The organism is Streptomyces sp. NL15-2K, from assembly GCF_030551255.1.
Lineage (GTDB): Bacteria > Actinomycetota > Actinomycetes > Streptomycetales > Streptomycetaceae > Streptomyces.
The window spans coordinates 2,480,847-2,503,638 of record NZ_CP130630.1; the positions used below are offsets into that span (position 1 = coordinate 2,480,847).

General features: G+C 70.1%; 21 protein-coding genes and 2 pseudogenes. 15 read left to right on the top strand and 8 right to left on the bottom strand.

Annotation, left to right across the window (positions count from 1 at the left end):
• The first annotated feature begins 16 nt into the window (after window positions 1-16).
• A complete protein-coding gene (locus Q4V64_RS10650) occupies window positions 17-1,651 on the top strand; it encodes a serine/threonine-protein kinase (RefSeq protein WP_253267266.1) in 1,635 nt (544 codons plus the stop codon).
• Window positions 1,652-1,666: 15 nt separating this feature from the next.
• Here the strand turns inward: Q4V64_RS10650 and Q4V64_RS10655 are convergent, their stop codons facing one another.
• Window positions 1,667-2,473, bottom strand: a complete 807-nt coding sequence (locus Q4V64_RS10655; protein ID WP_124443407.1) for an SGNH/GDSL hydrolase family protein — start codon at window positions 2,471-2,473, stop codon at window positions 1,667-1,669.
• Between the two features lie 300 nt (window positions 2,474-2,773).
• On the opposite strand from Q4V64_RS10655, the gene Q4V64_RS10660 reads away from it, so the two are divergent.
• From Q4V64_RS10660 to Q4V64_RS10690, 7 genes are all read left to right on the top strand, one after another.
• Entirely contained in the window at window positions 2,774-3,982 is a 1,209-nt protein-coding gene (locus Q4V64_RS10660) for a S8 family peptidase (protein WP_124443406.1), read from the top strand.
• A gap of 209 nt (window positions 3,983-4,191) precedes the next feature.
• Window positions 4,192-4,620, top strand: coding sequence for a hypothetical protein (locus tag Q4V64_RS10665; protein ID WP_172629455.1), 429 nt, complete (start codon window positions 4,192-4,194; stop codon window positions 4,618-4,620).
• Between the two features lies 1 nt (window position 4,621).
• Window positions 4,622-5,719, top strand: coding sequence for a GNAT family N-acetyltransferase (locus tag Q4V64_RS10670; protein ID WP_124443405.1), 1,098 nt, complete (start codon window positions 4,622-4,624; stop codon window positions 5,717-5,719).
• A gap of 392 nt (window positions 5,720-6,111) precedes the next feature.
• Window positions 6,112-6,933 carry a glycosyltransferase family 2 protein gene (locus Q4V64_RS10675; RefSeq protein WP_124443404.1) on the top strand — a complete coding sequence of 274 codons (822 nt, stop codon included), beginning with the start codon at window positions 6,112-6,114 and terminating at the stop codon, window positions 6,931-6,933.
• Window positions 6,930-7,925, top strand: a complete 996-nt coding sequence (locus Q4V64_RS10680; protein WP_124443403.1) for a glycosyltransferase family 2 protein — start codon at window positions 6,930-6,932, stop codon at window positions 7,923-7,925. Before Q4V64_RS10675 ends, Q4V64_RS10680 begins: the two co-directional genes overlap by 4 nt.
• Entirely contained in the window at window positions 7,922-8,722 is an 801-nt protein-coding gene (locus tag Q4V64_RS10685; RefSeq protein WP_124443402.1) for a polysaccharide deacetylase family protein, read from the top strand. Before Q4V64_RS10680 ends, Q4V64_RS10685 begins: the two co-directional genes overlap by 4 nt.
• Window positions 8,715-12,392 carry a lipopolysaccharide biosynthesis protein gene (locus tag Q4V64_RS10690; RefSeq protein WP_124443401.1) on the top strand — a complete coding sequence of 1,226 codons (3,678 nt, stop codon included), beginning with the start codon at window positions 8,715-8,717 and terminating at the stop codon, window positions 12,390-12,392. Before Q4V64_RS10685 ends, Q4V64_RS10690 begins: the two co-directional genes overlap by 8 nt.
• A 15-nt stretch (window positions 12,393-12,407) precedes the next feature.
• Here Q4V64_RS10690 and Q4V64_RS10695 read toward each other — a convergent pair whose 3' ends face one another.
• Window positions 12,408-13,829 (bottom strand): xylan 1,4-beta-xylosidase, encoded by a 1,422-nt coding sequence (locus tag Q4V64_RS10695; RefSeq protein WP_124443400.1) that lies wholly within the window; start codon window positions 13,827-13,829, stop codon window positions 12,408-12,410.
• Between the two features lie 167 nt (window positions 13,830-13,996).
• Here Q4V64_RS10695 and Q4V64_RS10700 point away from each other — a divergent pair, with 167 nt between their 5' ends.
• The gene (locus Q4V64_RS10700) at window positions 13,997-15,091 is read left to right on the top strand and encodes a DUF5925 domain-containing protein (protein WP_124443399.1); all 1,095 of its coding nucleotides are present in this window, start codon (window positions 13,997-13,999) and stop codon (window positions 15,089-15,091) included.
• A 33-nt stretch (window positions 15,092-15,124) separates the two neighbouring features.
• On the top strand, window positions 15,125-15,898 hold the full coding sequence (locus Q4V64_RS10705; RefSeq protein WP_124443398.1) for a DUF72 domain-containing protein: 774 nt from the start codon (window positions 15,125-15,127) through the stop codon (window positions 15,896-15,898).
• Window positions 15,899-15,961: 63 nt separating this feature from the next.
• On the opposite strand, the gene Q4V64_RS10710 is transcribed toward Q4V64_RS10705, so the two are convergent.
• Window positions 15,962-16,330 (bottom strand): GntR family transcriptional regulator, encoded by a 369-nt coding sequence (locus Q4V64_RS10710; RefSeq protein ID WP_124443397.1) that lies wholly within the window; start codon window positions 16,328-16,330, stop codon window positions 15,962-15,964.
• Window positions 16,331-16,401: 71 nt separating this feature from the next.
• Here Q4V64_RS10710 and Q4V64_RS10715 point away from each other — a divergent pair, with 71 nt between their 5' ends.
• On the top strand, window positions 16,402-17,331 hold the full coding sequence (locus tag Q4V64_RS10715) for a GNAT family N-acetyltransferase (RefSeq protein WP_124443396.1): 930 nt from the start codon (window positions 16,402-16,404) through the stop codon (window positions 17,329-17,331).
• Complete coding sequence (locus Q4V64_RS10720) at window positions 17,312-17,809, top strand: DUF402 domain-containing protein (protein ID WP_124443395.1); 498 nt, start codon at window positions 17,312-17,314, stop codon at window positions 17,807-17,809. The genes Q4V64_RS10715 and Q4V64_RS10720 overlap by 20 nt, the downstream gene beginning before the upstream one ends.
• Window positions 17,810-17,887: 78 nt before the next feature.
• On the opposite strand, the gene Q4V64_RS10725 is transcribed toward Q4V64_RS10720, so the two are convergent.
• Window positions 17,888-18,505, bottom strand: a complete 618-nt coding sequence (locus Q4V64_RS10725; protein ID WP_124443394.1) for a class I SAM-dependent methyltransferase — start codon at window positions 18,503-18,505, stop codon at window positions 17,888-17,890.
• A 140-nt stretch (window positions 18,506-18,645) separates the two neighbouring features.
• Here Q4V64_RS10725 and Q4V64_RS10730 point away from each other — a divergent pair, with 140 nt between their 5' ends.
• Window positions 18,646-18,780 carry a hypothetical protein gene (locus Q4V64_RS10730; RefSeq protein WP_124443393.1) on the top strand — a complete coding sequence of 45 codons (135 nt, stop codon included), beginning with the start codon at window positions 18,646-18,648 and terminating at the stop codon, window positions 18,778-18,780.
• Between the two features lie 177 nt (window positions 18,781-18,957).
• Here Q4V64_RS10730 and Q4V64_RS10735 read toward each other — a convergent pair whose 3' ends face one another.
• On the bottom strand, window positions 18,958-20,280 hold the full coding sequence (locus Q4V64_RS10735; RefSeq protein WP_124443392.1) for an RNA-guided endonuclease TnpB family protein: 1,323 nt from the start codon (window positions 20,278-20,280) through the stop codon (window positions 18,958-18,960).
• A gap of 23 nt (window positions 20,281-20,303) precedes the next feature.
• Here Q4V64_RS10735 and tnpA point away from each other — a divergent pair, with 23 nt between their 5' ends.
• The gene (tnpA, locus tag Q4V64_RS10740) at window positions 20,304-20,735 is read left to right on the top strand and encodes an IS200/IS605 family transposase (protein ID WP_124443391.1); all 432 of its coding nucleotides are present in this window, start codon (window positions 20,304-20,306) and stop codon (window positions 20,733-20,735) included.
• A 57-nt stretch (window positions 20,736-20,792) separates the two neighbouring features.
• Here the strand turns inward: tnpA and Q4V64_RS10745 are convergent, their stop codons facing one another.
• From Q4V64_RS10745 to Q4V64_RS54895, 3 genes and pseudogenes are all read right to left on the bottom strand, one after another.
• On the bottom strand, window positions 20,793-21,167 hold the full coding sequence (locus tag Q4V64_RS10745; RefSeq protein WP_124443390.1) for a GNAT family N-acetyltransferase: 375 nt from the start codon (window positions 21,165-21,167) through the stop codon (window positions 20,793-20,795).
• 176 nt (window positions 21,168-21,343) lie between these two features.
• Entirely contained in the window at window positions 21,344-22,201 is an 858-nt protein-coding gene (locus tag Q4V64_RS10750) for an alpha/beta fold hydrolase (RefSeq protein ID WP_124443389.1), read from the bottom strand.
• A 214-nt stretch (window positions 22,202-22,415) separates the two neighbouring features.
• Window positions 22,416-22,598: pseudogene (locus Q4V64_RS54895) on the bottom strand (MarR family transcriptional regulator); the annotation flags it as partial.
• Here Q4V64_RS54895 and Q4V64_RS54900 point away from each other — a divergent pair.
• Window positions 22,596-22,784 (top strand): annotated as a pseudogene (locus tag Q4V64_RS54900) (cupin domain-containing protein); the annotation flags it as partial. The pseudogenes Q4V64_RS54895 and Q4V64_RS54900 overlap by 3 nt on opposite strands.
• Between the last annotated feature and the right edge of the window lie 8 nt (window positions 22,785-22,792).

The following is a 22,792-nucleotide window of genomic DNA, read 5'->3' on the forward strand; positions in this document are numbered from 1 at the left end:
CGAAGAGGGGGCGCCCGTGTCCGAAGCACCGGGCAGTGAACGTCTGATCGCGGGCCGCTACCGTCTGCTGTCCCCGCTCGGCGAGGGCGGCATGGGCACCGTGTGGCGCGCCCGCGACGAGGTGCTGCACCGCGAGGTCGCCGTCAAGGAGGTGCGCGCGCCCGCCGGACTGCAGGGACCCGAGGTCGAGCGGATGTACGCCCGGCTGGAGCGCGAGGCGTGGGCGGCGGCCAGGGTCGCCAACCGCAACGTCGTGACGGTGTACGACGTGGCCACCCAGGACGGCCGCCCCTGGATCGTGATGGAGATCGTCCGCGGTATCTCGCTCGCCGAGCTCCTGGACGCCGAGGGCCCGCTCACCCCGCAGCGCACCGCGCACATCGGCGCCGAGGTGCTGGCCGCGCTGCGGGCCGCCCACGCTGCCGGGGTGCTGCACCGGGACGTGAAGCCTGCCAACGTGCTGCTGTCGAACGACGGGCGGGTCGTGCTCACCGACTTCGGCATCGCCATGGTCGAGGGCAGTTCCGCGCTGACCATGACCGGCGAGGTCATCGGGTCGCCCGAGTTCCTGGCTCCGGAGCGGGCGCTGGGCCGCACGCCGGGCCCGGAGTCCGACCTGTGGTCGCTCGGCGTGCTGCTGTACGCGGCGGTCGAGGGCAACTCCCCCTTCCGTCAGAACACCCCGCTCAGCACCCTGCGCGCGATCGTGGACGAGGAGCTGCCGCCGCCGCACCGGGCCGGTCCGCTCACGCCCGTGATCGAGGGGCTGCTGCGCAAGGACCCGGCCGAGCGGCTGTCGGCCGAGCGCGCCGAGCAGGATCTGCGGGTGATCAGCGCTGGGGGTACCCCCTCTGGGGGAGGCACACCTCGCGCGGACGCCGTTCAGGCATCCCCCTACACGCCGACGATCGCCGCGCAGCCCCAGCAGCCCCCACCGACCGCACCCGGTCCCGGGCCGTGGACGCGGCCGGCCCCGGCGGCGGGGCCGACGACCGCCCCGACCACCGGCCCGGGACCGCACCGCGACCGCCGCGCCGCCGTCGTACTGATCGCGGGCCTCGCCGCCCTGGCACTGGCGATCGCCGGGCTGACGTACGCGCTGCTGAACCGCGACGACGGCGACCAGGCCGGAGGCGGCGGCACCAAGAACGAGACACCCGGGCTGAGTTCGCCGGCGCCCACCGACACCCCCACCGGTACGCAGGACACCGGAGGTCCCGAGCCCACTCCGAGCCGGAGCAGCAGCGCCACGACCGCTCCCCCGCCGCAGTCGGTGCAGGTCGCGCTCGCCGGCTCGAACACCGACTACACCGGCAGCTGTCCGCCGCCGCAGGGTGAGGCGCCCGCCTTCACGGCTACGTTCACGGTCGGCGACCTGCCGGCGGAGGTGAGCTATCGCTGGGTGTCGCGGGACGGCGAGGTCATGGACGCGGGGTGGAAGACCCTCTCGTTCCCGGAGGGCGGCGGCCGGACCAGGCAGGACACGGCGTTCGTGACCACGAACGACGACAGCGGGAGCTTCGAGAACGAGATCAGTGTCGAGGTCCGCGATCCGGTGCGGACGACATCCAACTCGGTGCCGTTCTCGGTGACCTGCGAGACGGAGACCCCGTCGGACGGGGCCTCCGCTTCTGTCTCACCCTCTGATTGACACTCTGATCGGCACTCAGGCGGCGCCGGTCAGCACCGGCAGGTACCCGCCGGACTGACCCGCCGCCGTCGGGTGGTACGACTCGCCTACGTTGAGCCAGTTGAGGCTGTGCAGCCAGGAGCTGCCGGAGCAGATCTCGTGGCCGGTGAAGGTGGGGCGGACGTCGCCGAACACGAAGCCGTGGTTCGCGGCGCGCTTGGCGATGGCGGTGTCGAGGTGGTCCGCGGCGTCGTTGATCGCCTTCCGCTTGGTCTCGGAGAGGCCGACGCACGAGGTGCCGAGCTTGTAGAAGCGGGGATAGCCGAGCACGACCACGCGGGCGTTGGGGGCCTTGGTGCGGATCGCCGAGTAGACGCCGTCGAGCCGGCCGGGCAACGTCGAGTCGACGTACGCCTTGGCGGTGTTGATCCGGGAGAGGCAGGCGCTGTCGGACTGGAGCACACAGGTCGTCATGACGTCGGAGAAACCCGCGTCGTTGCCGCCGACGCTGATCGAGACCAGGGCGGTGGCCGCGCTGAGCGGGGTGAGTTGATTCGCCAGAACATCACCCGTTCGGGCGCCCGAGCAGGCGGTGAAGTCGAAGGACGAGGGTGAGTGGGCTGCGGCCCAGAGGTAGGGGTAGGCCTTCGTGCTGCGCTTGCAGTCGCCGCTCGCGGAGAGGTAGCTGCCCGCGCCGAGCCCGGAGGAGTAGGAGTCGCCGAGCGCCACGTAGCCGCCGGGTGCGGCGTGTTGGGACGCCTGGGCGGTGCCGGCCCCGGTGAGGGCGGCACAGGCGGCGAGGAGGAGCGAGCTTACGTATACGGCAAGTCGGGAACGTCTCATGGAACCTCCCTTTAGCAGGATCTCTGCCCCAACCGTCGTAGCAACTACGCGTGTTGACCGGAAGTGTCCATGCCAAAACTTGTCTCAGTGGCGCATTCGCGACCTTGCTTGATTACGCGGGCATGACAACTATGTGACAGGGCGTCAAGTCTCTTGTCCTGCACACATGGACCACTGATTCTTTACTCAGCCGTAGGGCGGAACGCGACGCTCCATGGCCGTGCGCGCGACTACGCGCGCACCCCCCACAGACGCGCGCCCCACCCAGGCGTGCGCCGCCAAGAGGAGGACTCCCTCGTAATGGCACAACTGCGTAGCAAGAAGGTCCGGATCGCCGCGATATCCAGCCTGGCGACCGCCGCCCTCGTGAGCGGGCTCACCGCTCTCCCCGCCCAGGCCGCACCGGCCGAGGGCAAGGTCCTGGCCGCCGGTTCCCCCACGGCGGTCAAGGACAGCTACATCGTCACGCTCAAGCAGGACGCCGGCCTGAAGGCGTCCTCGAGCGCGGGCAGGAGTCTGGTCAAGGAATACGGCGGCACGGTCAAGAAGACGTTCGGCGCGGCGCTGAACGGCTACTCGGCCACCCTCTCCGCGGCCGAGGCCAGAAGACTCGCCGCCGACCCGGCGGTGGCCTCGGTCGAGCAGGACCAGCGCGTCCGGCTCGCCGACACCACGCAGTCCAACGCCCCCTGGGGCCTGGACCGCATCGACCAGACCTCCCTGCCGCTGTCCGGCACCTACACCTACCCGGACAGCGCGGGCAGCGGCGTGACGGCCTACGTCATCGACACCGGCGTGCGCATCACCCACCAGCAGATCAGCGGCCGCGCCGCGAACGGCTACGACGCCGTCGACGGCGACAACGTCGCCCAGGACGGCAACGGCCACGGCACCCACGTGGCCACGACGATCGCGGGCAGTACGTACGGCGTCGCCAAGAAGGCGAAGATCGTGGCGGTCCGGGTGCTGAACAACTCCGGCTCCGGCACCACGGCCGGCGTGATCGCGGGCATCGACTGGGTGACGGCGAACCACTCCGGCCCCTCGGTCGCCAACATGTCCCTCGGCGGCGGGGTGTCCACCACCCTGGACGCGGCCGTGCGCCGCTCCATCGCGAGCGGCGTGACCTACGCCGTCGCGGCGGGCAACAGCAGCACCACCGCCTCCTCGTCCTCCCCCGCCCGGGTCGGCGAGGCGATCACCGTCGGCGCCACCACGAGCACCGACGCCAAGGCCGGCTACTCCAACTACGGCTCGGTCCTGGACATCTTCGCCCCCGGCTCCTCCATCACGGCGGGCTGGCACACCAGCGACACCGCGACGAACACCATCTCCGGTACGTCGATGGCGACCCCGCACGTCGCGGGCGCGGCCGCGGTCTACCTGGCGGGCCACACCTCGGCCACCCCGGCCCAGGTCGCCACGGCCCTGGTGAACGGCGCCACCACCGGCAAGGTCACCAGCGCGGGCAGCGGTTCCCCGAACCGGCTGCTGAAGATCGTGCCGTGAGTGCCGTGAGTGCCGTGAGTGCCGTAAGTGCCGTAACGCCGGCTCGCGCCATCTGAACCACCGTTCCCCGGAGGCCCGGCGGCCTCCGGGGAACGCCCGTACCAAGTCGGCCACCCATCGGTATGAGCGTCTTCCGCATCTTGACGGCCCCCGCGCGGCTGAGCGACATTGAAGCCCGGCATCCGGCGCTTCGGGGGGCAAAGTCGCCAATGCAGACGTTACGCATCAAGACATCTTCAACAGCGTCATCGGACGGCGCCGCGCGGCCAGGGCCGGGGAGGGACCTGTCACCGCTGCTCGCGGGCGCCGCGACGGCCGTCGCGGGATGCGGCGCGGTGCTCGCGCTCGTCGACTCGGACTCGCCGCTGCGCGGTCCGCTCACGCTGTTCTTCCTGCTCGCGGCGCCCGCCGCGGGCATCGCGGCAGCCCTGCGCGGGCTGGAACCGTTCGGCCGTACCGTCGCCGCGGTTGCGGGCTCGGTCGTGGTCAACATGGTGGTGGCCCAGGGCATGCTGGCCGTGCACCGCTGGTCGGTGCGCGGTGGAATCGTGGCCGTGACGGCGATCAGCGCCCTCGTTCTCCTGCTGGTTCTGGTACGGCGGCCGCGTGGCCGCACGGCGAGAGGACAGGGCATCTGACGTGGACATCAGCGTGTACCGCCCCGGCGAGCTGAGCGCCGCCGACCGGGCGGCGTGGACGGCGATGCAGTCCAAGGCCCATCTGCACGGATCGCCCGAGCTGGCGAACCCTTTCCTCGCACCGGAGTTCGCGCTCGCGGTGGGCCGGTGCAGACGCGGGGTGCGGATCGCGGTCGTACGGGAGGACGGCGAGCCCGCCGCGTTCTTCCCCTACCAGAAATCGGCCGCCGGCGTCGGCCGGGCCATCGGCCTCGGCGTCTCGGACGCCCAGGGCGTGGTGCACCGGCCCGGGTTCGCCTGGGACGCCCGTGAGCTGATGCGGGCCTGCGGGCTCGCCGTCTGGGAGTTCGACCACCTGGTTCAGGGCCAGGAGCCGTTCGAGGCGGAGGCCTCCGGCACCTTCCCGTCCCCGGTCATGGACGTCGACCGGGGCTACGAGGCCTACCTGGCCCAACTGCGGGAGCAGTCACCGAAGTTCACCCGCACCACACTCGCCAAGGAACGCAAGCTCGGCCGGGACGCGGGCGAGGTGACGTACGTCCACGACGAGCGCGACCCGGCCGCCCTGCGCACCCTGATGGACTGGAAGTCCGCGCAGTACCGCAGGACCGGGCGCAGCGACCGCTTCGCGCACGACTGGATCACCCGGCTCGTGCAGCAACTGTTCCACACCCGCTCCGAGCCGTTCGCGGGGATCCTGTCGGTGCTGTACGCGGACGGCAAGCCGCTCGCCGCGCACTTCGGGCTGCGCACCGAGCGGGTGCTCGCCTGCTGGTTCCCGGCGTACGACCCGGCGTACTCGAAGTACTCCCCGGGCCTGGTGCTGCATCTGCGCATGGCCGAGGCGGCCGCCGCCGACGGCATCGCCCATCTCGATCTCGGCCGGGGCCAGAAGGAATACAAGGACTCCCTGAAGACACGCGAGCTCCAAGTGTCCGAGGGGTGGGTGACACGCCGTCACCCGGTGGCGCTCGGGCATCGGGCCCGCCGCGCCCCGGTACGAGCTCTGCGCAATGCCGTGGTGTCCCGGCCGGAGCTGTTCGAACCTGCCGACAAACTGCTCAAACAGGTGGGAAAGATCCGATCGGGTCGTTCGTGACAAGTGATCCACACACGTGACAAGCGATCTGTAACGGTCAAACCAACAAAAACGTGAGGCCTAGTTCCAGGTCTTGCCATAAAGGTTCAATCATCAATATCGTCATACATCTCACCCGCATCGGTCCGTCATCCAGCGGTTTCAGGGGAGGGCTCAAGGACCGCGACGGCCCGGCGCGGGGCGCGGTAGGGGGGTGCCGTGCTCGGTGACGCACTGTGTGACCGAGTCGTGCCGCGCGACCGGCTGCCGTTCTGCGGGGCCGGCCAGCTTTGCCAGCTCACCGGGTGGGTGCGGAGATTCCTTCCGTCCTGCCGTGCGTGAGAAACCCCCCTTTCGAACCGAAGCGGAGCGCCCAGGGGCGGGCGGTCCACCGGACGAGAGGGACCAGACTCATGAGCTCAGTTCTGCGCCCGGCGACATCGGGTCAGGATCCTGTGAAAGCCGGCCAATACCGGCCCATCTCCTCTCACCTGGCCATAGCGCCGCCGGTGAGCGTGGTGATCCCCGCCATGAACGAGGCGGAGAACCTCCCGTACGTCTTCAAGACCCTTCCGGACTGGATCCATGAAGTGGTTCTCGTGGACGGCAATTCCACCGACGACACCGTCGAAGTGGCCCGCCGACTGTGGCCGGACGTCAAGGTCGTCGAGCAGCGCGGCAAGGGCAAGGGTGACGCGCTGATCACCGGCTTCCACGCCTGCACCGGCGACATCATCGTCATGGTCGACGCGGACGGCTCGGCCGACGGCAACGAGATCGTGTCGTACGTCTCCGCCCTCGTCTCCGGCGCGGACTTCGCCAAGGGCTCCCGTTTCGCCAACGGCGGCGGCACCGACGACATGACCTTCATCCGCAAGCTCGGCAACTGGGCGCTGTGCACGGCCGTCAACCGCAAGTTCGGCGCCCGCTACACGGACCTGTGCTACGGCTACAACGCCTTCTGGAGGTACTGCCTGGACAAGATCGACCTCGACTGCACCGGCTTCGAGGTCGAGACGCTGATGAACATCCGGGTGGTGAAGGCCGGGCTGAAGGTGCAGGAGATACCGAGCCACGAGTACCTCCGCATCCACGGCACCAGCAATCTGCGGGCCGTGCGGGACGGGCTGAGGGTGCTCAGGGTGATCCTGAACGAGCGCTCCAACCGGCGTGCCCTGCGCAGCCGTCCGCAGCACTCCCCGATGCTCGACACGGTCCGGGGAGAGGTGTCTTGACCGATCTCGACATCTCCGTCGTGATCTGCGTCTACACCGAGGACCGCTGGGAGGACATCCTCGCGGCGGTCTCCTCGGTCCGGGCGCAGTCACGGCCGGCCCTGGAAACACTGCTTGTCGTCGACCACAACGCGGCGCTCCTGGACCGGCTGTCCAGGGAGTACAAGGACGCCGAGGGGACCGACCGGGTGCGGGTGCTCGCCAACGCGGGCCCCCGCGGCCTGTCCGCCGGCCGCAACACCGGGATCGCCGCCTCGCGCGGCGACGTCGTCGCGTTCCTGGACGACGACGCCGTCGCCGAGCGGGACTGGCTCTGGCACCTCGCCGACGGCTACGCCGATCCCCGGGTGATGGCCGTCGGCGGCCGTACGGAGCCCATCTGGGCGTCGGGCCGCCGCCCGGACTGGTTTCCCGAGGAGTTCGACTGGGTGGTGGGCTGCACGTACAAGGGTCTGCCGTCCGGGCTGGTGCGGGTGCGCAACGTGCTCGGCGGCAACGCCTCCTTCCGCCGTACGGCGTTCGACGCGGCGGGCGGTTTCGCCACCGGCATCGGGCGCGACGGCGACAAGCGGCCGCTGGGCTGCGAGGAGACGGAACTGTGCATCCGCCTCACCCGCGCCCGGCCCGACGCCATCCTGCTGATCGACGACCGCGCGGTGATCCACCACCGGGTGCCCGAGGTGCGCGAGCACTTCGGGTACTTCCGCACGCGTACGTACGCCGAGGGCCTGTCGAAGGCGCTGGTGGCCCGAAGTGTCGGGTCGGACAAGGGACTCGAGTCCGAGCGCCGGTACGCCACGCGGGTGCTGCCCGCCGGTGTGGCGCGCGGGCTGCGGGACGCCCTGCTGTCCCGGCCGGGGGGCGCCGGACGCGCGGGGGCGATCGTCGCCGGGGTGCTGACGGCGGCCGGTGGGTACGTCGTGGGGAGCGTCCGGGCGCGCCGGGCCGGGACGACCTTCGTGGTGCCGGAGATCGAGGGGGGAAGCGGATGACCGAGGCGCCCGTGCCGATCCTCATGTACCACGCGATCGCGGCCGACCCGAACGAGGCCACACGGGAGTTGTCGGTGACCCCGGAGGCCTTCGCCCAGCAGATGGCGGTGATCGCGGAGCTCGGTTTCACCCCCGTCACCACGGCCGCGCTCGCCGCCCGTTGGCGTTCCGGCCGGCCGCTGCCCGAGCGGCCGGTCCTGATCACCTTCGACGACGGCTACGAGGGCGTGCACCGCCACGCCCTCCCCGTCCTCACCAAGCACGGCTTCGCCGCCACCCTGTTCGTCTCCACCGGGTGGATCCGGGGCGCGTACGACACCGGGAGCGGCCTGGACACCATGCTGGACTGGGACCAGGTCCGCGAACTCGCGGCGGCGGACGTGGAGATCGGCGGGCACAGCCACACCCATCCGCAGCTCGACCAGCTCGACGACGCCGGCCTGCGCCACGAGCTGATCCACTGCAAGGAGATCGTCTCGGACGAACTCGGCGCCGTCCCGGCCTCGTTCGCCTACCCCTACGGCTACTCCAGCCGCCGGGTGCGGCAGGCGGTGCGCGAGACGGGGTACGGCCAGGCGCTCGCCGTCGGCAACGGCTTGGCGCGCCGCCGCCAGGGGCCGTACGCCCTGCACCGCGTCACCGTGCGCCGGAGCACGGGCGTCGAGGAGTTCGAGCGGCTGGTCGAGGGCCGTGCGATCGCCCGGAACTCCGCCGGGGACCGTGCCCTCACCAAGGGGTACGCCCTGGTCCGCAGAGCACGACAGGTCCGCCGGAAGGCCATCCGTTCCCGTGTCTGACACGACCACGACCACGACCGAGGAAGAGTCGCCGGCGACCGAGGCGCCCGAGCGGCCGGGGCGCCGGTTCCGGCTGCCCGGAATGAGTGCGGGGGGCAGCCAGCTGTTCCGCAACGCCTACGCCCTGATGCTGAACACCGGCATCTCCGCGGTGCTCGGCCTCGGTTTCTGGCTGGCCGCGGCCCGCTACTACTCCGAGTCCGCCGTGGGCCAGGGCTCCGCCGCGATCGCCGCGATGAAGCTCCTCGCCGGCCTGACCGCGGTCACCCTGACCGGGGCGCTGGCCCGTTTCATCCCGATCGCGGGACGGGCCACCGGGCGGCTCATCTTCCGCACCTACGCGGGCAGTTCGGTGATCGTGGCGCTGGCCGCGCTGGTCTTCCTGCTCACCCTGGACGCGTGGGGGCCGTCGTACCGCTTCCTGCACGGGCCGGTGAACGGGCTCGGCTTCGTCGTGGCCGTCGTCGCCTGGTCCCTGCTGACGCTCCAGGACGGGGTGCTGACCGGGCTGCGCAGCGCGCTGTGGGTGCCGGTCGGCAACACCGTGTTCTCCGCCGTCAAGCTGGCGCTGCTGGTCGCCTTCGCGGTGGCCATCCCCACCACCGGCGTCTTCGTCTCCTGGGTCGCGGCGATCGCCTTCTCCGTGCTGCCGCTGGGCTGGCTGGTGTTCCGGCGGCTGGTGCCGCGGCATGTGAAGGCCACCGACGACCATGCCCGGCCGCCGACGCTGAAGGAGGTCGGGCGGTTCCTGGCGGGCGACTACACCGGCTCGCTGTTCTCGCTCGCCGTGGTCTACCTGGTCCCCGTGATCATCGCCTCGCAGGTCAGCTCCGAGGACAACGCGTACTTCTACATCACCACCACGATCGGCGGCACGGTCAACCTGCTCGCCATCAACATGGGCGCTTCCCTCACCGTCGAGGGCTCGCACGACCCGCGCCGGCTGGCCGCCAACACCCGGGCCGCGCTGAAGCGGATGGCGCGGATCATGCTGCCCGTCGCCGGCGTGCTGTTCTTCGGCGCCCCCTGGATCCTCGGCGTCTTCGGCGCGGGCTACGCGGACGCGGCCACCCCGCTGCTGCGCTGGTTCGCGGTCGGCGCGGTGCTGCGGGTCGTCATGGAGACGTACTTCGCGGTGCTGCGCGCCCAGAGCCGCACCGCCGGACTGGCCTGGTTGCAGGGCCTGCTCTGCGTCATGGTGCTCGGTCTGACGCTGCTGCTGCTCCCCCGCATGGGTCTGACCGGCGCGGGCGTCGCCGAGATCGCGTCGCTCGCGGTGATCGTCGCGATCGCCGCGCCCAAGCTGTACAACATCGTCCGTGCCCCGGGTGCCGACGTCCCCGAGAGCGCGGCGCCCGACGGGGACCTCGCCGACCTGGGGGCGCGCGAGGTCCCCGCCCAGGCGGCACCGCACAGGCGCGGGCCCGGCTGGGCGCTCGACCAGGACACGCTCGCCCTCGGCGTCCACGTCGACTTCGACCACCTGGAACGCCGGCCGGACGTCCGCCCGGGGCCGGGCACGCCGCCCACGGGCACGCCGGTGGTTTTCGAGGTGGACGCGCCGTTCGAGGCGGAGGCCGTCGAGGACGACGTACCGGACGCCGTAAGGGACTTCGTACGGGAAGAGGTACCGGAGCCGGAAGAAGAACCCACGCGTGCGCCCACCCGCCTCGGGGTCGTCCTCGGCTGCCTGCTGACCGCCGCGCTCTTGTTGTATTGGGTGCCCGCGCTGCGCCTCGGCGAGGCCGACCTCGACGAGATGGGCGGGCTCGGGCTGATCTCCGTCCTGCCGACACCCACGCTCCTGGGCGCGGCACTGCTGATCGTGGTGTTCGCCTCACTGCTGTGGCTGGGCCGCGAGCACCGAGCGCTGCTGCTGGTCACGCTGCTCGCGACCGTGGTCTCGTTGCACGCGCTGCCCGCCGTGATCGAGACCGAGCCGCGGTTCGCGACGGCCTGGCAGCATCTCGGCTTCCTCGACTACATCGACCGGACCGGGTCGGCCGTACCCGATCTGGACGCGCGCTGGAGCTGGCCGGGCTTCTTCGCGGTGGCCGCGTTCGTGCTGAAGGCCTGCGGGGTCAGTGACTTCACCGAGGTCATCCGCTGGTGGCCGCTGGCCATCCAATTGTTGTACCTCGCGCCGATGTTCCTCCTTGTACGCTCGATGCGGGCGAGCTGGCGGGCCAAGTGGACCGGCATCTGGATCTTCGTGCTCAGCGGCTGGGTCGGCCAGGACTACTTCTCCCCGCAGGGCTTCACCTATCTCCTCTACCTGGTGTTCGTGGCGATCCTGCTGGTCTGGTTCCGGGCTCCGGGCGTGATCTGGACGAAGCGGCGACCGGGCGAGATCGAGGTCGAGCCGACGGACCGGCGGCAGCGGGCCGTGCTGCTCATGGTCGTGATCGGCCTGTTCGCGGCGAGCGTCCCGGCGCACCAGCTCACCCCGTTCGTGATGCTGGGTGTGCTGGCGGTGCTCGTCCTGATCGGCCGCAGCGAACTGCGCGGCCTGCCCATCCTGTTCGGCGTCCTGGTGGCCGTCTGGGTCGGCTTCATGGCCGAGCCGTACTGGTCCGGGCACTTCGACGAGCTGTTCGGCGGGGTCGGCGGCGTCGGCGGCAATGTGTCGTCGTCCGTGTCCGGCCGTATCGAGGGCGGCAGTTCGACGCACAAGCTGGTGCTCTACGCGCGCGTGCTGCTCGCCGGCGGTGTGATGGCCTTCGCCTGCTGGGGCTGGTGGCGGCGGCGCTGGCACAAGTACCGCGAGCGGTCGCTGCTGGTCCTGACCTTCGTGCCGTTCCTGGGCTTCGGCATGCAGTCGTACGGCGGCGAAATGGCGCTGCGCGTCTTCATGTTCGCCCTGCCGGGCGCGGCCCTGCTCGCCGCCCTCGCCCTGTTCCCGCGTACCGGCGTCACGGTCGAGGAGCGCGACAAGGACCGGGTGAGCCTGGCACCGCTGGCCGCGCTGATGGCGGGCCTGGTGCTCATGGGCGGCTTCCTGGTGGCCCGCTGGGGCAACGAGCCGTTCGAGCGGATCCGGCCCGGCGAGGTCTCCGCCATGGACTACGTGTACGCCCACGACGAGCCGACGGTACGCCTGCTGTGGCTGAGCAACGACACGGTGGACAACGTGACGCCGGCGATGCCGTGGGGCGCGAAGGACATGGAGAAGGTCGAGTACGTGCCCACGCTCGCGCCGCCCGACCCGGTGCTGGTGTCGGGGCTGGTCAAGGCGCTGAAGGACGCGGGCCCGAACTCGTACCTGATGATCAACCGCAGTCAGGTGATCTATCTCCAGCTGGACGTGGGCTACTCGAAGACCTGGGAGCCGCGGCTGATCAGGAACCTGGACGCCCGCAAGGAACTGAAGAAGGTCTTCGTCAACGACGACGTGACGATGTACACGCTGCGCAAGCAGCCCGAGGGCAAGGTCCCGGCCGCGGACCCCGGTCCGATCGGGCCGCAGGTGACGTGGACGCCCTGGTCGGTCGTCGGGGCCCTCGCGGCGCTCGCGCTGATCGTGCTGCTGACGACACGGGAGGTCGTACGGGTCGCGGTGCGCCCGAGCGTGCGGCAACTGCGGTGGCTGCAGAGCAGCTTCTGGTTCGCGCTGCCGCTGCTGGCGGTGCTGCTCGCCTCGCTGGTGCAGCGCTTCGTGACGATGAAGTGAAGTGGCGTTTCCGGCTCACCGGTTGAGCCACTTCACCTCGTACGCCTGCATGTCGAACCGCTTGCCGTCGATCTTCGCGCTGATCCGCCGGTCGAGGATGTTGACGACCAGGATCACCTTGTCGGTCGCCAGGACGCGGACATCGGGTACGTCGTCCGGGGCGACGGACACGGTCTCGTACTCGGTGCCCGCCGGGAACTCGGCGCCGAAGCGGGAGACGAGGTCGTACATGGGCAACTTCTCGCCGCCGCTGTCCTGGTCGGTCGGTGTCCACAGGCAACCCGCGCACTCGGTGCCCTTCTCCTTCTCCGGGTTCCAGTAGAAGCCGGAGGTGGCGCCGCCCTTGACCATGGCGATCATTCCGGTGGCCTGGACGGCGACGCGCCGGGTCTCGGACCAGCCCTTGCGGTCGTCGTTGCCGTCGGCGGGCTCGACGTAGTACTCGGCCCACCACAGCGGCAGGTCACCGGTCCGCGCACGCACCCATTCGCTCACCGCCGTGAACTTGTCGGTGGCGGCGAACTCGTCGGGCAGCAGTTCGTCGTCCTTGGTGTAGCTGGAACCGTCCACGACCACGAAGTCGGCGCCCACCTTGTTCTCGTTCCAGTGGGCGAAGGCGTCGAGGACCCGCTGGTCCATGGCGCCCCACGGCCCCTTGAAGGCCGCGGAGGCGTCATCCGACCGCGGGTCGAGGCTGTCCATCACCAGGTACGGCCCGCCCACCATGATGTCCTTGTCGACTTTCTTGAGGGCTTTGTAGACCAGGTTGTACAGCCGGGTGTAGCCCTCGTAGTCCCAGCGGGCCTCGGCGTCGTTCCAGAAGCCCTTGAACTCGTTCCAGACGACGAAGTGGCGTACGTCCGGATAGCGCTTGGCGACGGTCGCGGCCAGGTCGGCGAAGTCCTGGTAGTGCTCGGGCGTCGGGGCGGTCTCCAGGGCGGCCCGGCTCCAGTCGGTGTTGTCGACGCCGCCCCTGCCGCCCTTCATCCAGTCCGGGGCACAGCACAGGGTGACCACGGGCGTGCCGCCGGAGGAGCGCATGAAGTCGATGCGGCGGTCCAGTGCCTCGAAGTCGTAACGCCCCTTCACCGGCTCCGGGTTGTCGGCACCCCAGCCCATGATGTGCTGGTTCTGCGGCAGGCCCCCGGCCTCCGACAGCAGCCCCTCGACGCGCCCGGTGGCCGCGGAGCTGCCCTCGTCGGCGCTGAACTGGGTGTGCGTGAAACCCCAGCCGACGTCCGGGGTCGTCTCGTCGGGCGGGGCGGCCGGTGTGCCGTGCACCTTGTCGCCGTCGCGCGAGGTGCCCTCCGTGCTCGTGCCACCCCCGGGAAGCGTGTTGAGCAGGGTCACCACCAGGGCCAGAGCGGCCACGCCCACGCCGAGCAGCGCGGTGAGCCGCCACCGCCCCACCCCCGAATTCCACCCATGACGTCCCATCGAGGGCAACGGTAGCCGGAAGGGTACGCGCTGGGGCAGATGTCGTAGCCGCACAGCTCTGTAACAGGACGGAAGGGATACACCGGAAGCACGAGGGCACACGCGACACAACCGGCGCACAACGGAAACCGGGTGCACGAGGCCCTCCCGTGCCGGATCATGGCGGCATGTCTGCGAACCCACACGACGCTCTGCCGATCCGGCTCAACGTCGACGACAGCGACTCGCCGTCCGACGTCGTCGACGCGCTGTTCCTCGGCCGCTTCGCGACGGGCGAGCAGCCGTACTCGCACGCGGCCAACATCGACCGCGTCCGGTCCGGGGCGACCCTGCTCCCGCCGGGCGCTTCGGTGCTGCGCGTGGCCCGCGACGACGACCGCAGCGCGACGCTGGCCGAGGGCGACGGCTGGACCCTGCTGATCTCCCGCTGGAACCGGGGCGCCGACGTCACGGTCACGGCGACCACCGCCGAACTGGCGGCGAAGATCCTCGACCAGGCCACGGACGGCGCGGCGGACGAACCCGAGCCGCAGCCGGAGAACGTGACGATGGGCTTCTGGTACGTGTCCCCGAGGCGGGGCCCGCACCGCACCACCCGCCAGATCTCGGCGGGCACCTGGGACGAGGTGCGGGACAACTACACCGCGCCGGTGGCGGACGCCATGGACCGCCTGATGAAGACGACGCCGGAGGACATCGCCGGCCGGCTGCTCCTGCTGCACGGCCCGCCCGGCACCGGCAAGACCTCCGCGCTGCGGACGCTGGCCCGGTCCTGGCGGGACTGGTGCCAGGTGGACTGCGTACTGGACCCGGAGCGGCTGTTCAGCGATGTCGGCTACCTGATGGACATCGCGATCGGCGAGGAGGACGCCACCGGCAAGGGCCGCTGGCGGCTGCTGCTGCTGGAGGACTGCGACGAACTGATCCGCGGGGAGGCCAAGCACACGGCGGGCCAGGCGCTGTCCCGGCTGCTGAACCTCACGGACGGCCTGCTGGGCCAGGGCCGCAACGTCCTGGTCGGTGTGACGACCAACGAGGACCTGGAGCGCCTCCACCCGGCCGTGGTCCGCCCCGGCCGCTGCCTGGCCCGCATCGAGGTGGGGCCGCTGACCCGCCGGGAGGCGGTGAGCTGGCTGGGCTCCGAGGAGGGCGTCGGCCGAGAGGGCGCGACACTGGCGGAGCTGTACGCACTGCGCCGGGGCACGTCCCCGACGTCACTGCCGGAGCCGCGGCCGGGGGCGGACGCGGGGTTGTATCTGTAGTGCTTGCGTGATCCGTGGTGCTTTCATGAAGGTATGACCCTGTTCGTCGGTACGTCGGGGTGGCAGTACAAGGACTGGCGCGGCGTCCTCTACCCGGACGGGTGCCCCACTCGGCTGTGGCTGGAGGAGTACGCGAGGCGCTTCGCGACCGTCGAGATCAACAACGCCTTCTACCGGCTGCCGTCGCGGGAGAACTTCGAGGCCTGGCGGGAGCGGATCCCGCCGGACTTCGTCGTCGCGGTCAAGGCCAGCCGCTATCTGACCCACATCAAGCGGCTGCGCGACCCCGAGGAACCGGTGCACCGCCTGATGAGCCACGCGGAAGGCCTGGGCGACCGGCTCGGCCCGGTGCTGCTGCAGCTGCCGCCGACGCTGCGCGTCGACGCCGGCCTGCTGGAGGACTGCCTGGGCTGCTTCCCGTCGGCGACCCGGATCGCGGTGGAGCCACGCCACGAGTCCTGGTGGACACCCGAGGTGCGCAAGGTACTGGAGAGCCGGGGCGCGGCGCTGTGCTGGGCCGACGTACGAGCCCGGCCGGTGACACCGTTGTGGCGGACCACCGACTGGGGGTACGTCCGCTTCCACCAGGGCCGCGCCCAGGCCTGGCCGCGCTACGGCCGGCAGTCCCTGAGGACGTGGGCCGAGCGGATCGCCGAGACGTGGGCCGACGGGGAGGACGTGTACACGTACTTCAACAACGACCCGAACGGGGCGGCGGTGGAGGACGCGGTGACCTTTGCCCGGGCGGCGAGGACGGCGGGCCTGCATGTGACGCGAACACCGAAGCGGCTACTGGCGCAGACCTAGGGCCTGCCTGACGCTCCCCCCTGCCCGGCGGCGCCGAACCCTGCTCAGCCCCGCCACCCGGCCCTACTCCCCGTAAGCCGCCCGCAGGGCATCCCGCACAGCCGTCAACGCATCCTCCTCCGAAAGCCCCAGCCGCCGCACACGCTCGGCATATCCCTGCGCAGCCGACGCCGCTTCCCGCTCCGCGGCCGAGCCGGCGGCAGCCACGAACGTGCCGTTGCGCCCCCGCGTCTCGATCACCCCGTCGCTCTCCAGCGCCCGGTACGCCTTGGCGACCGTGTTGGCCGCCAGGCCCAGCGACTCGGCCAGTCCCCGCACGGTCGGCAGCCGGTACCCCACGGGCAGCACGCCGGACCGCGCCTGCTCGGAGATCTGCGCCCGCACCTGCTCGTACGGCGGTGCGCTCTCATCGATGTGGATCTTCAAGGTCACAGGGGTGATTGTCCCGCACCTGCCGCAAAATGAGAGGAACCCGCGCTCGTCCCGCCGTAGCGTGCGCGTATATGACTGTCACCGTGCGCGACCTCCGCACCGAGGTCAGAACCGACATCGAGGGCTTCGTCCACGTCCGCCGCCTTGCGATCCCCTTCTTCCTGATCACCCCGGACTCCCTGGCCTACGACCTCAGCCACACCCACCCCGACGCCCACTACCGCCCTCTCGTCGCGGAGGCGGACGGCGAGGTGATCGGCACGGCCCAGGTCGGGATCGTCCACGACAGTCCGGAGCCCGGCCAGGGGTACGTCAACGTGTATGTGCACCCCGAGCGGACGCGACTCGGCGCCGGCTCCCTGCTGGTCCGCGCCGCCGAGGAGCACCTGGCCGCCCAGGGCGCGACGAGGCTGTTCTCCTGGGTCCTGGACGAACCCGGTAACCGGGCCTTCGCCGAGCGGCACGGCTACCGCGAGAGCCGCTCCGCCCACTTCCTCCGTCTGGACCTGGCGAACGGCACGCTGCCGCCGCTCCAGAGCCTCCCGCCGGACGTCGAGTTGCGCACGGGCGCCGACTTCGTGGACGACCCGCGCCCCCTGTTCGAGCTGGACTCGGAGACGATGTCGGACGAACCGAGCGACATCGCCTACGAGTTCACCGACTACGGGGCCTGGCTGAAGGAGACCTGGAACCATCCCCTCCTCAGCCATGAGCTCACCTCCGTGGCCGTCGTCGACGGCCGCCCCGCCGCCTTCAGCGCGGCCCGCACGGACGGCGGCACCTGGTACGGCACCGTCATGACCGGCACCGCCCGCGCCTTCCGCGGCCGGGGTCTGGCCAAGCTCGCCAAGAACGACTCCCTGCACCGCGCCCGCGCCGCCGGTTTCACGGAGGCGTTCACGGGCAATGACGCGGGGAACGGTCCGATGATCGCGATCAACAAGTGGTTCGGGTACGAGATCTGCGCGACGGAGGTGCGATATGTCCGCGAATTCGGCTGAGCCGGCACGCCACGTGGACGTCGTCCTCGTCAAGGCGGGCCGTACGAAGATCCGCTACGGCGCCGAGCTCCTCGCCGATGACGGCACGCGCATCGCCGTCCGCGCCCCGTGGGCCGGTGACGGCGTCCGCGACTTCGGCTTCGTCCGCTTCGAGCCCGGCGACGTCTTCACGGAGTACTACTGGCGGGACCGTTGGTACTCGGTCAAGGAGGTCCGCGATGCGCAGGGCACTCTCAAGGGCTGGTACTGCGACATCACCCGCCCGGCGCTCTCCGGCGCCGAACTCGTCGTGGAGGACCTCGACCTGGACCTGTGGCGCTCCGCCGACGGCACGGACGTACGGCGGTTGGACGAGGACGAGTTCGCCGAGAGCGGCCTGTCCGAAAGGGATCCGCAGGCAGCGGCAGCCGCCATGGCCGCCCTCGACGAATTGGAGGGGCTGGCCCGTGGAGGCGACTTCGAAGCACTGCTCACGTAATCCGCAGGTCGTAAGCCCCTGCTCGCATAACCCGCAAGTCGTAAGCCCCGCATCACTCAGTCGTAGGTCCCGCATCCCTCAACCGACGACCGCCACCGCCGCATACCGCTCGTCCTCCACGTCCTTCCCCCACAGCAGCGCGTCCGCCGACAACGAGTCCACGCGCACGTGCGAGGCGAGCGGCGCGAGGAGGGCCGTGAGCCGGTCGGCGGATATGCCGACGGGACCGGCCGTCCCCCACACCCCCTCGATCAGCACCAGCCGTCCTCCGGGCCGCAGCAGCTCCCGCCAGTGCCGCAGGGCGCGGCCGGGGTCGGGCAGCGCCCACAGCACATGCCGTACGAGCACGACATCGAAGCGCTGCTCCCCCACCGGCGGTGCCGCCGCGTCACCGACCAGGAACACTGCGTCACGTCCGGCGAGCTTCGCGCGCGCGAGGTCCACCATGGGCGGGGACCGGTCCACGCCGGTGACACGGTGCCCCTGCTCGGCCGCGAGGAGCGACAGGCTGCCCGTGCCGCAGCCGAGGTCGAGGACGTCGGACGCGCGGTCCGGCAGCCAGTCGCGCAGCCGCTCGGCCCAGGCCCGGCGGACCTCCGGGGCGCGCAGGCCGTGGTCCGGCTCGTCGTCGAAGGAGGCGGCCCGCGCGTCCCAGTCGACACCCACCGAAGTCGTACCGTCACTCTCGTTCGTCATGCGCCCAAGAGTGACACCCGCCACTGACAGTCGAATCGTGACAACGGCCACTGACAGAACACGAACCGATGAGGAACTCTCCCCGAACGGGTCTACCTCCGCGAGAACGCGGAACCCGGTAGATCCTCAAGGAGGCAGCCATGCGCCGAATGACCGTGCAGAAGCCCCTGAAGAAGAAGGACTCCCGCCGGGTCCACGAGGAGGCGGACGAGCGTCCCGCCGGACGCCCGGAGGTCCGAAAGGACATCGCACGCACGTGGTGGCCGGACGGGTGACGGACGCGGTCCGTCAGTCCAGCCGCTTGCGGTAGTGGAGGCGGTCGTACGCCGCTTCCACCCGCCGCTCCACGAGCCGCGACGAGCTCGCGAGGAGCTCTCGCTTCTCGCTTCTCATAACCGAACCTCGGTTGAAGTGCTCTCCTTCCTTCGCAGGCTCAGGAAGGAGATTCCCGCCTACCTTGCGGTGGCGGGCTTGACGCCGCGCGTGCGCCTGACGACTGCCCTTCCGGCAGCCGGGATGAGCCCGTGGCCCATCCGGTACAGGTGCAAGACGTTCCGGGCTGCGTTGTGGTCGGCGTTGCCTTCCCAACCGCAGTCCGGGTTCTTGCATACGAACGTGGCCTGGTCCTCGCGGCTGCCGGGTGTGATGAACCCGCAGGCGGAGCAGCGCCGGGAGGTGTTCGGAGCGGGAACCTTGTGCAGGGTGCCACCCTGGCGGGCGGTCTTGTACGTCAGCATGGTCACGGTCCGGCCCCAGGCCTCCTGGCTGATGGAGCGGTTCAGGCCGGACTTCTGCGCGACGTTCCTCCCCGGCTCCTCCAGGGTGCCCTGGGCGCTCATGGTCATGTTCGTGATGGTGAGTGCTTCGACCACGACGGTGCCGTACTGGCGGGCGATGGCGGTAGTGGTCTTGTGCTGCCAGTCGAGGGCGCGGCGCGTGGCTCTTGCGCGGAGCTGCTTGATCTGGTCGTAGGTGGCGTGCAGCCGGTTGGAGCTGCGTTCCTTGGGCTTGCGGAAGGACTTGCGGTGTGCGGCCCTCTGTTCCAGGCGGAGCAGCTGGGCTTTCTCGTCCGGGTTCAGCCACTTGTCGCGGTCGGCGGTGCCGTCCGGGAGTCGGGGCGGCCGTCCGTGGTCCTGGTGGTTGCCATCGGACAGGGCGAGAGGGAGGTTCACTCCGGCGTCGATGCCGACTTCCGGGCCGGTGTGCGGTTCGGGTCTGGGCTGAAGGGTTTGGACGCGGAGGGCGATGTGCCAGCCGAGCGCGTCTTTGACGAGCCGGGCCCCGGTGATGCGGTTCTCCTTGTCGGCGTTCTTGCCGACAAGGAGATCTTTGGTCCAACGGAAGCGGACGCGGCCGATCTTGGGGATGTTGACCATGCCCCAGCGGCGGTGCACCCGCTTGATGTGCAGGTCGCGGCCCTGCGGGATGTCCACGGACATCACGGTACGGATGCGGGCCTTGAACGTCGGCTCCTCGGCCCGGCCGTCCCAGTAGTTCTTCCACGCCTGGAAATACGTCTTGAGGACTGCTTGTGCGGCCTGCGCGGGCAGCACCGCGTACCAGTCGATCTCCTTGCGGGCCTGCCGCAGCGTCTGGTCCATGCGGGTCAGGGAGCGCTGGCATTTCGGCGTCATCTGCCACAGGTCGTGGAGCTGATTCCACATCGCGCGGGCGGCGTGCGCCTGGTCGTCCACGAGCCGTGTCTGCGCAGGCGTCAGCGTCAGCCGGGCGCGATGCCCGAACTGCCGCTTCTCCAGCACACGTTCCGTGGTCACACGGTCACTGTATCATTTGGTTTATGTCGCCGCGCTGGAATCCAAACCCTGATGTACGCACCGGCCGTCACGTCGTCTGCAACCTGCACGTCCACTTGGTGTTCCTCACCAAGTACCGGCGCGGGGCACTCACCGACGCCATGCTCAGCCGGTGCGAAGAGATCATGCGGGAGGTGTGCGCGGACTTCGAGGCCGAACTGAAACAGTTCAACGGCGAGCAGGACCAAGTCCACCTCCTCGTGCACTACCCGCCCAAGGTCCAGCTCTCGAAGCTGGTCAACTCCCTCAAAGGCGTCTCCGCCCGGCTGCTGCGCAAGGAATACGACACCCACGTACGCAGGCATCTGTGGGGCGGCCACTTCTGGTCCGGCTCCTACTTCGCCGGATCCTGCGGCGGGGCACCGCTGACCGTCGTCAAGCAATACATCGAGAACCAGCAGCGCCCCACAGGCTGATGACAACACTGCGGACCTGTGCGAAAAGTGCGGGTCAGAGCGGTCTTGAGATGGCCTTCACCTCCGCCCTGAAGGGCGAAGCACTGGCCAAGCCCAAAGGTAGAGCCTGACCTCGGGCAGACCGAGCGCACGCGCGCGTGCGTCCACGAACTCCAGCAGCCGTCGCCCCACGCCCCTGCCGTGCGCGTCGGGGTGGACGGCGATGCTGTCGAGGAAGAGGTGGTCGTCGTACGCCTCGATCACCACCAGGCCGACGACGGGATCGCCCGTCACGAACACCCGCCCGGCGGCCACGTTCGCCGCGTGGTCCGCCTCCATGGGCACCGGCACTGTCCCGATGCGCTCGATGTAGGGGTGGTACGCGGCACCGGTGACGGCCTTCACGGCCGGCACGTCGGCCGCCGTGGCGGGCCGGATCTCCTCGCTCGTCATGGCGCGCAGACTCCCTACCTGATCTCAGTCCACGGTTTCTCGGACCCGGCACCCATCAGCACCGGTTCCAAGGAGATCCCCCATGCCCGCACGCCGCAAGGCCGCCACCGCCGCCGCCCTCGGCATCACCTGTCCGGCGGCTCAGGCCGGACAGGCACCGAGGGCGTGCGCGAGCCTCAACCGGACGCCGAGGCGCAGGTGGTCGGGGTGGCGCGCGCCGGATCCAGGGCGTTGGCCACTTCGTGGAAGGCGATCCGGTCCAGCAGCCCTATCGCCGCGTGCTCGGAGAGGTCGAGCGGGCACAGGTCCTGCAGCAGGACGTTGTGGACGTTCGATCCGCTGAGGAACTGGCTCCGGTACGGCGTGACCACCTCGTCGTACTTGGTGGCGAGGACGGTGTAGCGGACGCCGGGCACGGTGTCGCCGCCCTCGTTGAGCTTGGCGAGGAAGGCGGATCCGGCGACCTGGTCGGCGAGGGCGGGGGTGCGGGTGGAGAGCAGGTCTCCGGCACCCGGGAAGTACTCCAGCAGTTGGGTGAGGCCGTTCAGGGTGGTGCCGTGGTTGCTGGGCGCTATGCCGACGAAGGCGTTCACCTTGGCGGCTCCGCCGAGGAACTTCAGGTAGTAGCGGGGCATCATGCCGCCCTGCGAGTGGCCGACTAAGTCGGTCTCGGCGGCGCCGGTCGCGGCGAGCACCTTGTCGACGAAGGCCTTCAGCTGCTCGGCCGACTTGTCGATCGGGCCGAGGCCGTTGAAGAAGGGGACGCCGGGCAGTTGGCCGTAGTCGAGGGAGAAGACGCAGTAGCCGCGGGCCTTCAGGTACGGCGCGAAGGCCAGCCAGTTGTCGACGGAGTTCGCGAAGGTGCCGTGCACGAGGACGATGGGGCGGGGGTGGGCGGCGGAGGGCTTGCAGGAGTAGTCGTTCCAGCCACGGCTGGGTGCGTCGACGGCCTGGGCGGCGGCGGGAACGGTGGCGACCGCAGCGGTCAGCAGCAGCGCGGCCAGTGGTCCGAACACTCGTTTCCAGGGCAGCATCGGGTGATCTCCTTGCGGCTCAAGGGAGGTGCGACGGCACTACGCCCTGTGATCCGGATCACGAGGATGCTGTTCACTCGTCAAGTTACGGACGAGTAGTTCAGTTGTGAAGTTACGCGTCGGTAAAAACTTCCAGTGATAATCGGTGACGCTGCGAAAGCTGATGAGACGCTGATAAAACGCTGACGAAAAGTGATGGAATGCTGGTGAACGGTCACCAGTTTGGCCTGATAGGCCCATAGGGAGCGATACGCGCCAACTGATCGCGCAACGCCCGCACTTCCCCCTCACTCAGCAGCTCGACCCACACCCCGACAGCCTCCGCCGCCGCCTCCTCCGCGGCGCGGGTGCAGGCCCAGCCACGCTCGGTCAACACGACCAGCCGGGCACGCGCGTCCTGATCACCCTCGACGGCCGTACGGACCGCATCACCGCGGGCGACACGGTGATCATCAACCGCCACGCGACCCTGGCCGCCGAGAACCCGACCGATCACACGGCGATCTTCTGGGTCACCACCTCCATCGGCCTGGAGGCGGAACTGGCCGACGGCACGCGGATCACCCCTCCGTGGGCTAACTGAGCCCTGTA

Bases quoted from the DNA above. Each gene is read 5' to 3' on its own strand.
- Q4V64_RS10655 (WP_124443407.1), bottom strand. From the start codon at position 2,473: ATGAGACGTTCCCGACTTGCCGTATACGTAAGCTCGCTCCTCCTCGCC.
- Q4V64_RS10660 (WP_124443406.1), top strand. From the start codon at position 2,774: ATGGCACAACTGCGTAGCAAGAAGGTCCGGATCGCCGCGATATCCAGC.
- Q4V64_RS10665 (WP_172629455.1), top strand. From the start codon at position 4,192: ATGCAGACGTTACGCATCAAGACATCTTCAACAGCGTCATCGGACGGC.
- Q4V64_RS10675 (WP_124443404.1), top strand. From the start codon at position 6,112: ATGAGCTCAGTTCTGCGCCCGGCGACATCGGGTCAGGATCCTGTGAAA.
- Q4V64_RS10685 (WP_124443402.1), top strand. From the start codon at position 7,922: ATGACCGAGGCGCCCGTGCCGATCCTCATGTACCACGCGATCGCGGCC.
- Q4V64_RS10695 (WP_124443400.1), bottom strand. From the start codon at position 13,829: ATGGGACGTCATGGGTGGAATTCGGGGGTGGGGCGGTGGCGGCTCACC.
- Q4V64_RS10700 (WP_124443399.1), top strand. From the start codon at position 13,997: ATGTCTGCGAACCCACACGACGCTCTGCCGATCCGGCTCAACGTCGAC.
- Q4V64_RS10705 (WP_124443398.1), top strand. From the start codon at position 15,125: ATGACCCTGTTCGTCGGTACGTCGGGGTGGCAGTACAAGGACTGGCGC.
- Q4V64_RS10715 (WP_124443396.1), top strand. From the start codon at position 16,402: ATGACTGTCACCGTGCGCGACCTCCGCACCGAGGTCAGAACCGACATC.
- Q4V64_RS10720 (WP_124443395.1), top strand. From the start codon at position 17,312: ATGTCCGCGAATTCGGCTGAGCCGGCACGCCACGTGGACGTCGTCCTC.
- Q4V64_RS10725 (WP_124443394.1), bottom strand. From the start codon at position 18,505: ATGACGAACGAGAGTGACGGTACGACTTCGGTGGGTGTCGACTGGGAC.
- Q4V64_RS10730 (WP_124443393.1), top strand. From the start codon at position 18,646: ATGCGCCGAATGACCGTGCAGAAGCCCCTGAAGAAGAAGGACTCCCGC.
- tnpA (WP_124443391.1), top strand. From the start codon at position 20,304: ATGTCGCCGCGCTGGAATCCAAACCCTGATGTACGCACCGGCCGTCAC.
- Q4V64_RS10745 (WP_124443390.1), bottom strand. From the start codon at position 21,167: ATGACGAGCGAGGAGATCCGGCCCGCCACGGCGGCCGACGTGCCGGCC.
- Q4V64_RS10750 (WP_124443389.1), bottom strand. From the start codon at position 22,201: ATGCTGCCCTGGAAACGAGTGTTCGGACCACTGGCCGCGCTGCTGCTG.